The organism is Vibrio sp. Vb1166, assembly GCF_033338695.1.
Taxonomy (GTDB): domain Bacteria; phylum Pseudomonadota; class Gammaproteobacteria; order Enterobacterales; family Vibrionaceae; genus Vibrio; species Vibrio alginolyticus.
This window is the reverse complement of the sequence record NZ_JAWOTE010000016.1, coordinates 65,817-79,800: the sequence shown is the minus strand read 5'-3', so window position 1 is coordinate 79,800 and position 13,984 is coordinate 65,817. Positions and strand designations below refer to the sequence as shown.

12 protein-coding genes are annotated in these 13,984 nt (G+C 45.5%); 8 read left to right on the top strand and 4 right to left on the bottom strand.

From position 1 onward, the window contains the following. Window positions 1–93: 93 nt before the first annotated feature. A complete protein-coding gene (gene tolC, locus R7E51_RS16190; RefSeq protein WP_017820248.1) occupies window positions 94–1,458 on the bottom strand; it encodes an outer membrane channel protein TolC in 1,365 nt (454 codons plus the stop codon). A gap of 229 nt (window positions 1,459–1,687) precedes the next feature. On the opposite strand from tolC, the gene nudF reads away from it, so the two are divergent. From nudF to parC, 6 genes are all read left to right on the top strand, one after another. Then, entirely contained in the window at window positions 1,688–2,338 is a 651-nt protein-coding gene (gene nudF, locus R7E51_RS16185) for an ADP-ribose diphosphatase (protein WP_017820247.1), read from the top strand. Continuing rightward, a complete protein-coding gene (locus R7E51_RS16180) occupies window positions 2,338–2,781 on the top strand; it encodes a DUF1249 family protein (RefSeq protein ID WP_017633603.1) in 444 nt (147 codons plus the stop codon). Before nudF ends, R7E51_RS16180 begins: the two co-directional genes overlap by 1 nt. Before the next feature lie 61 nt (window positions 2,782–2,842). Continuing rightward, complete coding sequence (gene cpdA / locus R7E51_RS16175; RefSeq protein WP_005387419.1) at window positions 2,843–3,649, top strand: 3',5'-cyclic-AMP phosphodiesterase; 807 nt, start codon at window positions 2,843–2,845, stop codon at window positions 3,647–3,649. Window positions 3,650–3,696: 47 nt separating this feature from the next. Further along, the gene (gene yqiA / locus R7E51_RS16170; protein WP_017820245.1) at window positions 3,697–4,281 is read left to right on the top strand and encodes an esterase YqiA; all 585 of its coding nucleotides are present in this window, start codon (window positions 3,697–3,699) and stop codon (window positions 4,279–4,281) included. A 249-nt stretch (window positions 4,282–4,530) separates the two neighbouring features. Continuing rightward, on the top strand, window positions 4,531–6,411 hold the full coding sequence (parE, locus tag R7E51_RS16165) for a DNA topoisomerase IV subunit B (RefSeq protein ID WP_005387417.1): 1,881 nt from the start codon (window positions 4,531–4,533) through the stop codon (window positions 6,409–6,411). 3 nt (window positions 6,412–6,414) lie between these two features. Further along, the gene (parC, locus tag R7E51_RS16160; RefSeq protein WP_017633605.1) at window positions 6,415–8,700 is read left to right on the top strand and encodes a DNA topoisomerase IV subunit A; all 2,286 of its coding nucleotides are present in this window, start codon (window positions 6,415–6,417) and stop codon (window positions 8,698–8,700) included. Between the two features lie 37 nt (window positions 8,701–8,737). Here parC and degS read toward each other — a convergent pair whose 3' ends face one another. The 3 genes from degS to zapG all read right to left on the bottom strand — a co-directional run bounded on the left by degS (window position 8,738) and on the right by zapG (window position 12,004). Then, on the bottom strand, window positions 8,738–9,802 hold the full coding sequence (gene degS, locus R7E51_RS16155) for an outer membrane-stress sensor serine endopeptidase DegS (protein WP_017633606.1): 1,065 nt from the start codon (window positions 9,800–9,802) through the stop codon (window positions 8,738–8,740). A 190-nt stretch (window positions 9,803–9,992) separates the two neighbouring features. Beyond that, complete coding sequence (locus R7E51_RS16150; protein WP_017820244.1) at window positions 9,993–11,360, bottom strand: Do family serine endopeptidase; 1,368 nt, start codon at window positions 11,358–11,360, stop codon at window positions 9,993–9,995. A 200-nt stretch (window positions 11,361–11,560) separates the two neighbouring features. Further along, the gene (gene zapG / locus R7E51_RS16145; RefSeq protein WP_005379861.1) at window positions 11,561–12,004 is read right to left on the bottom strand and encodes a Z-ring associated protein ZapG; all 444 of its coding nucleotides are present in this window, start codon (window positions 12,002–12,004) and stop codon (window positions 11,561–11,563) included. Between the two features lie 195 nt (window positions 12,005–12,199). Here zapG and zapE point away from each other — a divergent pair, with 195 nt between their 5' ends. Both zapE and rplM read left to right on the top strand, forming a co-directional pair. Continuing rightward, window positions 12,200–13,303 (top strand): cell division protein ZapE, encoded by a 1,104-nt coding sequence (gene zapE / locus R7E51_RS16140; protein ID WP_005387411.1) that lies wholly within the window; start codon window positions 12,200–12,202, stop codon window positions 13,301–13,303. Between the two features lie 251 nt (window positions 13,304–13,554). Further along, on the top strand, window positions 13,555–13,983 hold the full coding sequence (gene rplM / locus R7E51_RS16135) for a 50S ribosomal protein L13 (protein ID WP_005372872.1): 429 nt from the start codon (window positions 13,555–13,557) through the stop codon (window positions 13,981–13,983). Window position 13,984 lies beyond the last annotated feature (1 nt).

The window sequence follows — 13,984 nt, the reverse complement described above, 5'->3', positions numbered from 1 at the left end:
CTTTTAGGCTCTGAACTACAAGTAATAAAAAACGCCAGCTGATAACTCAACTGGCGTTTTTATTTATTAAGACCTGAAGTATTCAATTCGCGGTTATTTTGCCGCTTTCAAACCTGCATCAACGTCTAAGATGTCTTGTTCGCTTAGCGTACCAACTGCTTGGCGTAGCTGAAGAACACTTAAAATGTAGTCGTAACGAGCGTTCGATAGGTTTTTGTTCGCATCGTATAGACGACGAGTCGCGTCCAGTACATCAACGATAGTACGAGTACCTACATCAAAGCCAGCTTCTGTTGCTTCTAGTGCAGAGCGTGCAGAAATAACCGCTTGCTCATACGCACGTAATGCGCCGATAGAGGCGTTAATGTTGTTGTTTTGTGCGCGAACATCTTTGACTACGCTACGGTACTGTGCTTCAAGATCTTCGCTTGCTGCCACGTATGCGTATTCAGCTTGTTTGGTTTGAGAGGTTACGTTACCACCTGTATATAGCGGTACAGCAAGGTTCACACCGATATTGAAGTTGTCACTAGTACGGTCACTATTGGCATTGCGGTTTAGGCCACTATTGAATGTGTTGTCCGTTCCTGAGTAATCTCCGTAATTGTAACCACCATCTAGAGAGAGCGTTGGTAAGTGGCCAGAGCTTGCTAGTGAAATATTGTCACGCGCGATGTCTTGAAGAATACGTGAAGATAGCAAGGTCAGGTTTTTGGTTTTTGCTTCATCAATGAGTGATTCAGCTGGTACGGTCGATGGGCTAGCGGTGAAGCGGCCAGTATCCAAAATGTTGAGATCTTTGTGCTCTTGGCCTGTAATTTCACGCAGTGACTCGTAGCTATTAGTTAGCGCGTTTTCTGCCAACACTTCGTCCGCTAGCACTTGGTCGTACTGAGCTTGTGCGTCATGCACGTCAGTGATTGCAGACAAACCTACTTCAAAACGCTGTTTAGTTTGCTCTAATTGACGACCCACTGCGGCTTTTTCTGCTCGTACGAAAACAAGATTATCTTGCGCGCGTAGAACTTCAAAATATGCTTGTGACACGCGAAGGATCAGTGCCTGTTGCGTCGCTGCGTAAGTCGCGTCTGCTTGGCGAGCGCTTTTCTCAGCAGTATCTAGAGAGATCCAAGATGCGCGATTGTATAGAGTTTGTGAGAAACTTACCCCAGCAGTTAGAGCATCTTGATCATTCGATGATTTGCCCAGAGCGCCATCGTTATAATCGTTGTCACCACGAGTTAAATTGTAACCCGCAGTAAGGTTAATTTGTGGTAATAGAGCACTACGGCTTGAGGTGATTGCTTCGAAAGCTTGGTCACGTTGTGCTGCTACACTGAGCAATTGTGGATCATTTTGTTTTGCCAAGTCGTAGATTTCAGCCAAAGAGTCTGCGAACGCAGACGTACTCATGCTACCTAGCGCTGCACTGATAAATAGTGGAAGCAATTTTTTCATTTTCTATTCCCGCGGTCCATAGATTGGTTAATTCTCAGTAGTTTAACTCAATTTGCACGATATTTACTCTAAAGTTTGCACTTTTTTACACGTAATTATCCACTTGTGCAATAAATTTTTAGCAAAGACTTAAATTAATTTGTAACTATTATACAAAAAGTTGAGCCAAGTCCTTTGAGCAAGCGAATAACAATGAGTAAACTACAGGATTCACTCAGAGAGGTGTTGAATGCAACAGCGTGACAAACAACAACAAGATTTTACTTCGCGAGATGTAAAAGTCATCTCGAAAGAAACCTTATTTGAAGGTTTTTTCAAAATGGTGAAATACCGCTTTCAGCATAGGCTATTTGCTGGTGGTTGGAGTGGAGTTGTCGAACGAGAAATGTTCGAGCGTGGTCACGCAGCAGCGATGCTTCCTTATGATCCAAAGACGGACCAGGTCGTAATCATTGAACAGATTCGTATTGGCGCGTTGGAACATGAACACCCTTGGCAGCTAGAAATTGTCGCCGGTATGATTGACCGCGATGAATCTGCTGAAGCCGTAATTCGTCGAGAGGCTGTCGAAGAAGCGGGGATTCAGGTGGGGCGCGTTGTACCTGTCACTTCTTATTATCCTTCGGCTGGTGGTTGCTCGGAAAAGCTAGACGTCTTTGTTGGTGAAGTGGATGCGTCTAAAGCGCACGGCATTCATGGTTTAGACTATGAGAATGAAGATATCCGAGTTCATGTCATGAGTCGTGAAACGGCGTATCAATGGGTGAAGGACGGGAAATTTGAAAATGGTGCGTCGATTATTGCGTTGCAATGGCTGCAATTACACCATCAAGAGTTAAAGTCAGAATGGGGACAATCCCAAACGGTGGAGAGTGAGTAATGGCACAATTGGCTGAAAAACAACAATATCATGTTGATTTAGCTGGTCTTATGAGAACGTATGAGACCAACTACGCTAAGTTGAACGCCTTATTGCCTGCTTCTGCCGAAGTTGGGGATGTACGTTGCTACCAAGCGGCGAACATGGTTTACCAATTGACCGTGAATGAAATCACAAAATACACCACAGTTGTTGAGATATGTCAGAGTGATGAAACGCCAGTGTTTCCTTTACCGACGATGTCTGTCAGGCTTTATCATGATGCGAGAGTAGCCGAAGTATGCTCAAGCGGAGAGTTCTCTCGCATAAAAGCTAAGTATGATTATCCCAATGACCAACTGATGCAGAAAGATGAAAAGCATCAATTAAACACATTCCTCGGTGAATGGCTGACGTTTTGTTTACGAAGTGGTATCAGTAGAACACCACTTGCCTTCAATTGATCGTCACGTCACTAAAGGAAAATAACAAATAACGATATAGTGGACGAATCAGGTTTTCATTTTGCAATCATCTAGTGACAGCATCAAACTTTTACAAATTACGGATACTCATCTGTTTGCTGCCGATGAGGGAAGTTTGCTAAGCGTAAAAACAGTCGATAGCTTTAATGCTGTTGTTGCTGATGTTTTACGCCGCAACGTGGCGTTTGATTACATCTTGGCGACGGGCGATATTTCCCAAGACCATAGTGCAGAATCTTATCAGCGCTTTGCCAACGGCATTGAACCGCTAGAGAAAGACTGCTTTTGGCTACCTGGTAATCATGATTACAAGCCTAATATGGGCAGTGTTTTGCCTTCGCCACAAATCAAAGCCGCAGAGCATGTGTTGCTTGGCGAGCATTGGCAGTTAATTCTTTTAGACTCGCAAGTTGTTGGCGTTCCTCATGGGCGCTTGAGTGATCAGCAATTAACGCTACTCGAAGAAAAGCTAGCCGAACACCCAGAAAGACACACACTTGTTTTGTTGCATCATCACCCGTTACTGGTGGGAAGCGCGTGGCTTGATCAACATACTTTAAAAGATGCCGAAGCGTTTTGGCAGGTTGTCGAGCGTTTTGATAACGTGAAAGGCATTCTCTGTGGTCATGTTCATCAAGATATGAATGTGCTTCACAAGGGCATTCGAGTGATGGCAACACCCTCAACTTGTGTTCAGTTTAAGCCTAACTCGGATGATTTTGCCCTTGATACCACTTCGCCTGGTTGGCGGGAGCTGCAACTACACGCTTGTGGCGATATTACGACCCAAGTAGGTCGGCTTCCTGATGGCCAGTTCCAACCAGACTTCTCTTCTAACGGCTACTAACGCGCCCGAGCTCTCTGTTCGGGCTCGCTTTTTTGTGCGAGATATCTATGAGTAAACCTTCACTTCTTCTCTATATCCATGGCTTTAATAGCTCTCCACTCTCCATGAAAGCGAATGTGATGAGAGCCTACTGCGAGCAACATAGGCCTGATATTAAGGTGATTGTTCCCCAGTTACCTTGTTATCCTCAGCAAGCGGCGAAAATGTTGTTGGATATTATCGAGCAATATAAAGACGACTATAAAATTGGTCTAGTGGGCAGCTCATTAGGCGGTTTTATGTCAACGTGGCTAAATGACAAGTTTGGGTTTAAAGCGGTAGTGGTCAACCCCGCAGTCAAGCCTTATGAGTTGCTAGTAGATTATTTGGGTAAGCAAACTAACCCATATACGCATGAAACCTATACACTTGAAGCTTGTCATATTGACGAGTTAAAAGCTCTTGATGTACAAAGCATCGCGTCGCCACATTCTTTTTGGTTATTGCAACAAACAGAAGATGAGGTTTTAGACTATCGACAAGCGGTAGATAAGTTTGCAGACGCTAAGCAAACAGTAGAACAAGGCGGTGATCACAGTTTTGTAGGCTTTGAGCGTTATCCTGCACAGATTATCGAATTTCTAGAACTGTAATTCGAAAGCGATTGGAAAAGGCTCATAGTTTTTATTGATATATCCAACCGTTTCTTGACATGGGCGGTATGCTTTCCGACTATGTTTTGCCAAAAGATCTTAAGGGTCGAGGACCCTGGCTACTTTGTTATGCATCATGTTTACAAACTCTTAGTGATGTGAACAGGGTGGCTTTTTCGTTTCCTGAGTATGGGTACGCCCATTGGTGATACTCAGGCAACAAGTAAACTTTGAGAATAATTCCGTATTATGACTGAACAATATAATGCTGGTGCCATTGAAGTACTGAATGGCTTAGAGCCAGTACGTCGCCGACCAGGGATGTATACGGATACAGCGCGCCCAAACCATTTGGGCCAAGAAGTTATCGACAACAGTGTCGATGAAGCGCTAGCCGGACATGCCTCAAAAGTACAAGTCATCCTACATGCTGACCAATCACTCGAAGTGATCGATGATGGTCGAGGCATGCCTGTTGATATCCACCCAGAAGAGAAAGTATCAGGCGTAGAGCTAATTCTATGTAAGCTACATGCGGGTGGTAAGTTCTCTAACAAAAACTACCAATTCTCTGGTGGTTTGCACGGGGTAGGTATATCTGTAGTAAACGCGTTGTCAAAACGCGTTGAAGTAACAGTTCGTCGTGATGGTCAAGTGTATGAAATTGCATTTGAACACGGCGAGAAAGTGTCTGATCTGACCGTAACTGGCACATGTGGTCGTCGCAATCGCGGTACCAGCGTACATTTCTGGCCTGATGCGAAGTACTTCGATTCGGCTAACTTCTCTGTGACGCGCTTAGTCAACAACCTGCGCGCAAAAGCGGTTTTGTGTCCGGGCTTAGAAATCACATTAACCGACAAAGTTAATGGCAAAGACTATAAGTGGTACTACGAAGACGGTCTTAAAGACTATCTTGCGGAAGGTGTAAAAGGCTATCCAGTTATTCCTGAAGAACCATTTACTGGTGAGTTCTTGGCGGATACTGAAGCGGCAAACTGGGCGGTAATTTGGCAGCCAGAAGGCGGTGAAATGATCACCGAAAGCTACGTTAACCTAATCCCAACCGCTCAAGGTGGTACGCACGTTAATGGTTTACGCCAAGGCTTGTTGGAAGCGATGCGCGAATTCTGTGAGTTCCGTAATCTATTACCTCGTGGTGTGAAGCTAACGGGTGATGACGTTTTCGACCGCTGTTCTTACGTGCTGTCGGTTAAAATTCAAGATCCACAATTTGCAGGCCAGACCAAGGAACGTCTCTCTTCTCGTCAAACCGCGGCATTTGTCTCTGGCGTTGTAAAAGATGCGTTCAGTCTTTGGTTGAACGAAAAGCCTCAGCTCGCAGAGCAATTGGCAGAAGTCTGTATCGCTAACGCGCATCGTCGTATGCGAGCGGCGAAAAAAGTCGTACGTAAGAAAGTGGCTTCTGGCCCGGCACTGCCAGGTAAGTTGACCGACTGTTCTGCACAGGACTTAAGTCGCACGGAAATCTTCTTTGTGGAGGGTGACTCTGCGGGTGGCTCGGCAAAACAGGCACGTGACCGTGAATTCCAAGCCGTGATGCCACTGCGTGGTAAGATCTTGAACACGTGGGAAGTCTCTGCCGATCAAGTTCTTGCGTCTCAAGAAGTACACGATATCTCAGTTGCTTTGGGTATTGACCCAGATAGCGACAACCTCGAGAGTCTTCGTTACGGTAAGATCTGTATCCTTGCCGATGCGGACTCGGATGGTCTTCACATCGCAACGCTGCTTTGTGCTCTATTTACTCGTCACTTCCGCGCACTAGTGGAAGCGGGTCATATCTATGTGGCGATGCCGCCTCTGTATCGAATCGACTGCGGGAAAGAAGTGTTCTACGCCCTCGATGATGATGAAAAAGATGGCATTTTAGAGCGCTTGTCGAAGAAGAAAGCCAAAATCAACGTGCAACGATTCAAAGGTCTGGGTGAGATGAACCCACTTCAGTTGCGTGAAACCACCATGGATCCGAACACGCGTCGCTTAGTGCAGTTAACCATTGACGACTCTACGGCGACCATGGAAATGATGGACATGCTGCTAGGTAAAAAGCGTGCAGATGACCGTCGTTCTTGGCTACAAAACAACGGCGACTTGGCAGAGGTGTAACGGATGTCTACAGAAATTACCTACGATGGCGTCGAACAATTGCCAATGCGCAAGTTCACTGAAGACGCTTATCTGAACTACTCGATGTACGTAATCATGGACCGCGCCTTGCCATACATTGGTGATGGCTTAAAGCCGGTTCAACGACGCATCATTTATGCGATGTCAGAGCTTGGTCTCTCTGCATCAGCAAAATACAAAAAATCTGCACGTACCGTTGGTGACGTGCTAGGTAAATACCATCCGCACGGTGATTCAGCGTGTTACGAAGCGATGGTATTGATGGCTCAGCCATTCTCTTACCGCTATCCATTAGTGGATGGTCAAGGTAACTGGGGTGCGCCAGATGATCCGAAATCATTTGCGGCAATGCGTTATACCGAAGCAAAACTGTCTAAGTTTGCTGAAGTATTGCTTGGCGAACTTGGTCAGGGCACGGTTGAATGGCAACCTAACTTTGATGGCACAATGAAAGAGCCACAAATGTTGCCAGCACGTCTGCCTCATATCCTGCTTAACGGTGTAACCGGCATTGCCGTTGGTATGGCAACAGACATCCCACCGCACAACGTTCGTGAAATCGCAGATGCGACTATTCATTTGATCGACAACCCGAAAGCAGAACTGCCGGACGTGATGCAGTATGTCAAAGGTCCGGATTACCCAACAGAAGCAGAAATTATCTCGCCGCAAGCGGATATCGAGAAGATTTACCGCAACGGTCGTGGCAGCATCAAAATGCGCGCGGTTTGGCATAAAGAAGGTTCTGATATTGTTATCACTTCTTTGCCTCACCAAGTATCGGGTGCCAAACTGCTTGAGCAAATCGCTAACCAGATGCGTGCGAAGAAGCTGCCAATGGTTGACGATCTTCGTGACGAATCGGATCACGAGAACCCAACGCGTATCGTTGTGGTGCCTAAGTCAAACCGTGTCGATTGTGACTTGTTGATGAACCACTTGTTCGCATCAACGGATCTTGAGCGCAGTTACCGCGTTAACTTGAACATGATTGGTTTGGATAACCGTCCTCAAGTTAAAGGTCTGGTGCAAATTCTATCTGAGTGGATCGAGTTCCGTCGTACGACTGTGCGTCGTCGTTTACAACACCGTCTAGACAAAGTAATGGCTCGTCTACACATCTTGGAAGGTTTGTTAGTTGCTTACCTCAACCTAGATGAAGTGATTGAGATCATCCGTACTGAAGACGATCCAAAAGCGGTGCTGATGGAACGCTTTGGTATTACCGATATCCAAGCGGATGCAATTTTAGATACCAAACTTCGTCATCTAGCGAAACTAGAAGAGATGAAGATCCGTGGTGAGCAAGACGAGCTAGAGAAAGAGCGTGAGAAGCTAGAACAGCTACTCGGTTCTGAGCGTCGTCTGAACACACTACTGAAAAAAGAAATCAAAGCAGACGCAGAGAAATACGGTGATGACCGTCGCTCTCCAATGGTTGAGCGTGCAGAAGCAAAAGCGCTGACTGAACGTGACCTCGTACCAAGTGAGCCAATCACGGTTGTGCTTTCTGAGAAAGGTTGGATTCGTCACGCGAAAGGCCATGACGTGGATGCCGAAGGCTTAAACTATAAGTCGGGTGATAAGTATTTAGCGCATGCTCGAGGTAAGAGTAATCAGCCTGCGGTATTCCTAGGTAGTGACGGTCGAAGTTACTCTCTGGAATCGCACTCACTGCCTTCTGCTCGTAGTCAAGGTGAGCCGATTACCGGTCGCTTGAATATTACGGCTGGTAGCAGTATTCGCCAAGTCATCATGAGTGAAGAAGATCAGCTGTGGCTGGTGGGTTCAGATGCAGGTTACGGCTTTGTATGTAAAGGCGCGGACTTGCTGTCTAAAAACCGCAGCGGTAAAGCGCTCGTCACTTTACCTGCCAACTCTGAGATCATGACGCCAAAAGAGATTGAAGATTTAGACTCTGATGAAATCTTAGCAATCACTAACCAAGGTCGCATGCTGCTGTTCCCAATCAAAGACTTGCCACAACTGGCGAAAGGTAAAGGGAATAAGATCATCAACATTCCTGCAGCTAAAGCAAAAGAGCGAGAAGAAGTACTATCTCACTTAATGTCTTTACCAAAAGGTGCATCGTTAACGCTGTACGCGGGTAAGCGAAAGTTGGGTCTTAAACCGTCTGACCTTGATAACTTCCGTGGCGAACGTGGTCGCCGAGGTGGGTTATTACCGAGAGGTTTGCAGCGAGTCACTCGCATTGAAGTTGAGCTAGATGATTCCGATACGACGGAAACACCGAGCGATAGCGAGTAACGCACAAATAAAAATCCCAGCCAATGGCTGGGATTTTTTATGCTTCTTGCTTGTCTTCAGCAATGGTGACTTTCAAGGTCATCTCTTTTCCTTTGCGAATGATACCGACGTCCACGGTGGTGCCAGGCCGTAAATCGGTGACGATATCCATAACGCTCTGACGCCCCTGAACCTTATTGCCATCAATACTGATAATGATATCTTGTTTTTGAAAGCCAGCCGCATTTGCTGGACCATTTGGATCAATACCAAGTACGACAATACCACCTATGTGTTCATTTCCAAGTAGGCGAGCAGTGACCGCATTAATGTCTTGGCCGTCGATTCCAATATAACCACGAATCACGCGGCCATCAGCGATGATTTTCTGCATGATCTTACTGGCTAGCGGCGCAGGGATCGCAAAAGAGATCCCGTAAGTTTCTAAATCTGTCGCTTGCTGAAAAGAGGCGGTATTAATGCCGACGAGCTCGCCTTGTGTGTTCACTAGGGCTCCACCAGAGTTACCTTCATTGATGGCGGCATCGGTTTGAATGAATGCTTGACGACCATCGCTAATAGATGAACGACCTGTGGCAGAAATAATGCCGAACGTTGTGGTTTGTCCAAGGTTGTATGGGTTACCGATGGCTAGTACTACATCGCCCACTTGTGGTTTGTAATTAGAGTTCAGAGGGATTACGGGCAAATTCGAACCTTCGACACGCAGCACGGCTATATCAGTACGCTTATCTGTCCCCACGAGCTGAGCCGCTGCGGCTCTGCCGTCTTGTAATGCCACAACAATTTGATCAGCTTGAGCAACCACATGATAGTTAGTAATGATGTAGCCTTTCTCACTAACAATGACCCCTGACCCCAGGCCTTGAGTTGAGAGTTTACTACGATCATTCTCAACATACTTACGACTGTAGATGTTTACCACGGCAGGCGCTGCTCTTCGGACCGCTTGATTAAACGTCAATTCGACTGATGCGATATTAACAGGTTGAGGATCAAGCGCGGCAGGAATTACGTTGTTGCGCAAAGATGGAACCGCCAGTAATACCACTGCGGCAGTAGCCAAGCCTAAAAAGACAGAACGTAATAAAAAGCTGAGCATATCCTCTCCATGCGTGAGCGCCAAAATGGCATCGAAGATGAAGAATAGCATTACATTGAAAAATAACAAAAGGGCAGCACGTCATCGCGCTGCCCTTTTCATTAGTTATTGAGCGATAAGGAAAAGTGATCGAGCCTTATCACTCAGTACTATGCATCGAAAACCTTATTTTCTATCACTTTGAAAGTGGTTAACGAATGACAAGATAAATAGTACGTTCACCACGTTGAATATTAAGAGCCAGTACACCTTTGTGTTTCTCTACGATTGTACGAAGCTCGGCAAGGTTTTTCACTCGTTGACGGTTCACTCCGATAATAATGTCACCTTGTTGTAATTGATATTGAGCAGCCGGAGAGTTATCTGCAACGCTCGATACTTTAACACCTTGGATTACATCACTTGGTGTTGTATTGCTTAACTCCGCACCTTTGAGTCCCTCATGTAATGTCTCCGCTTTAGCTTTCATATTCGTAGATTCGCCAAGCGTTACATTAAAGGTTTTATTCTTACCATCTCGAACCACACCTAATGTGATTTCTTTACCTGCGCCCAGTGTTGCCACTTTTGCGCGGAGCTCTGAGAAAGTATTAATCGCTTTGCCGTTCACCGATACAATTACGTCACCGGCTTTTAACCCTGCTTTATCGGCTGCGCTGTCCGGTACGACTTGACCAATAAAGGCCCCTTTACTCGACTCGTAACCCAGTGCATCAGCTAGCTCAGAGGTTACTTCGCCACCTTGCACACCCAACATGCCGCGTTTGACTTCACCAAACTCTAGAATTTGATCAGTGAGGTTTTTCATCATGTTTGATGGAATCGCAAAGCCAATACCCACATTACCGCCGTTAGGGCCTAAAATCGCAGTATTAATACCGATCAGCTCACCATTAAGGTTGACCAATGCACCACCAGAGTTACCGCTGTTAATTGCGGCATCGGTTTGGATGAAGTTTTCGAAGTTTTCAACGTTTAAGCCACTACGGCCAAGGGCTGAAACAATACCCGAAGTTACGGTTTGACCGAGCCCAAATGGGTTACCAATCGCAACCGTAAAGTCACCGACACGCAGTTTGTCGGAATCCGCGACTTTAATCTGCGTTAAGTTTTTCGCTTTCTCTAATTTAAGTAACGCAACATCGGCCATTTCATCACCGCCAACGAGCGTAGCGTCATACTCGCGCCCGTCAAAGAGGCGAACTCGAATCTCATCTGCGCCCTTGATCACATGGTAGTTAGTGACAATATGGCCTTTCTTCGCATCAATAATGACACCAGACCCTAAACCTCTGAACGGGCGCTCTCGCCTTTGTTCCATAGGAAAGTCTGGGCCAAAGAAAAATTGAAATTGCTCGGGAATGCGGCTGGTTTGTACTTGTTTACCTTCTACAGCAATACTCACAACAGCTGGGGTCACCTTCTCAAGCATTGGTGCCAAGCTAGGTAACTGTTGGCCATCCACATTCAAAGGTAATGCGGCAGTGGCTTGAACTGGGGCAATAATCGAACCCAAACTCAGAGATAGAACGGTGAGCGCAAGCAGTGGTTTTTTCATCCAATAACTCCTCTTGAAACATGTCTGCCAAAAAGAAATATCCGAACGGTTAGTTCACTTTGTTAATAACTAATATAGGGTCTAGTTCGGACAATCAAAAGGGGAGGCAGTGCACACCCAAGTTAGAGCGAAGGTGAGGGGAAAAAGTTCAAAAAAGGGCCGATACAAATGTATCGGCCCTAGATAGAAGTAAGAGAGGATTATGATGCTTTTGCGGTTACCGCTTCGGGAGCATTAATGATTTCTTTCTCTTGATCCTTCAAAAGACCGGTGGCGCCATTAGCGTAGTCTTTTGGTTGTTCGTTAAACTCTGGTTGATCTTCTGCAATGGTTTCAGACGACATTGCCGTTTTCTTATCAAACGGGTTGTCTTGTTCTGGTAAGTTTGGCAAAAGCTCAGAAGAGGTCTTGGCCATATGTTGGTATAGCTTGGTGTAATCTTTACCTAGGGTGTCCAACATTTCTGCGGTTTGTGCAAAGTGATCGACGAGCTCTTGACGTTGTTGCTCTAATTCAAACTTGGCCGCTTCAAGTTCTTTCTGCACAGACTTTTGTTTTTTGTATTCAGGGGTGGTTAGTCTACTAATGACTACGCCTACGATTGTACCGACCAGCAAACCCACAATGGCATAAATCCAAGGCATAACTGCTCCTTATAGTTGTTTTAACAAGTCTTTTACTACTTAGTTACACGCGGTGCTCGTCCATGTTACTATGGCTTGAACAGCCGATAAAGAAAAATAGCAGTATGTCTTCGGGGACTGATAACTACTTCTCTCTATTCTCAAAGTTGACCCCGAGGTAACCCTTTTCTCTATACCTCTATACGACTTAATACGATGACACCACTACAACAATATCAAAAAGACATAGCAGAACACGGGTTTCAGCGTGATGAAGCTCAGTATCAAGCGGTCGTTGCATTAGACAAGCTTTACCATGCTATCGTTGAATTTCAGTCAGCGCCTGTTCCTCAGCTTTCCAAATGGCAAAAGCTAATGGGGAAAAAAATCGACAAGCCTGAACCACCAAAAGGTCTTTACTTTTGGGGTGGGGTAGGTCGCGGTAAAACCTACCTTATGGATGCATTTTTTGATGCTTTACCGACCCAAAGAAAAATGCGCGTCCACTTCCATCGATTTATGTATCGAGTACATGATGAGTTGAAGCTGTTAGGTGATGTCGAAAATCCGCTATCAAAAGTGGCGGATAAATTTAAAGAAGAAGCCGATGTGGTTTGCTTTGATGAATTTTTTGTTTCCGACATTACTGATGCGATGATCCTTGCAACGCTACTTCAAGAAATGTTCAAGCGGCAGATGATCCTAGTCGCGACTTCAAACATTGAGCCGCAGAACTTATATCGTAACGGTTTGCAAAGAGCGCGCTTTTTGCCCGCGATCGATATGATTTTGGCACGTTGTGAAGTGTTGAATGTCGATAGTGGCGTTGATTATCGCTTAAGAACGTTAGAACAGGCTGAAATATACCATTACCCGCTTGATGAGCAGGCTAGCATAAACCTTAACAAATATTATCAGCAGCTGACTGGAGAGCGTCAGTTTGTTGCTCATCAAATCGAAGTTAACCACCGTCAACTAGCGGTGATTGAAGCAAGTGACGGGGTGCTGCATGCGTCGTTTGCTCAGTTGTGTCAAACTGCTCGCAGTCAAAATGACTACATTGAATTGTCTCGTATTTACCACACTGTATTACTGGCAGATGTTCAACAAATGAACCGAAAAATAGATGATGCGGCGAGACGCTTTATCGCGCTGGTCGATGAGTTTTACGAGCGCAATGTTAAGTTGATTATTTCTGCTGAAGTGCCAATGGCCGACTTATATACTGACGGGCAGTTAGAGTTCGAATTTAAGCGCTGTTTGTCTCGGCTTACTGAGATGCAAAGTCATGAGTATCTCGCGCGTGAACATTTGGCCTAGATCCAATGGGTTCTTAAAAAAGTGAAGAAAAAATTAGTGATTTGGCGCAAAAAAAGGTGATTTTTTCTTCGCTCTTCTCTATAATCCTGCGACCCACCGTTACTGCAGACCTGATTATCGAAGTTATTTCGAAATTGAAGGTCGAGAGTACCAACGACTCGAAGGGGTGATGACTGGGCTCTTAGACAGTGTGGGAGCACTATTGGGTGTTCCTTTAAAGTTTAAAATTTAATTAACGGGTTATTGTTAGCATGAAAACTTTCGTTGCTAAACCAGAAACTGTAAAACGCGACTGGTACGTTGTAGACGCTGAAGGTAAAACTCTTGGCCGTCTAGCAAGTGAAATTGCATCTCGCCTACGTGGCAAACATAAAGCTGAATACACTCCTCACGTTGACACTGGTGATTACATCATCGTTATCAACGCTGAGAAAGTTGCTGTAACTGGTAACAAAGCTAAGAACAAAGTGTACTACCGTCACTCTGAATTCCCAGGTGGTCTAAAATCTATCACTTTTGAAAAGTTGATCGATCGTAAACCTGAGATGGCTCTTGAGCTTGCAGTTAAAGGCATGCTTCCACGTGGTCCTCTAGGCCGTGCTATGTACCGTAAGCTAAAAGTTTACGCGGGCGCTGAGCACAACCATGTTGCTCAACAACCACAAGTACTAGACATCTAAT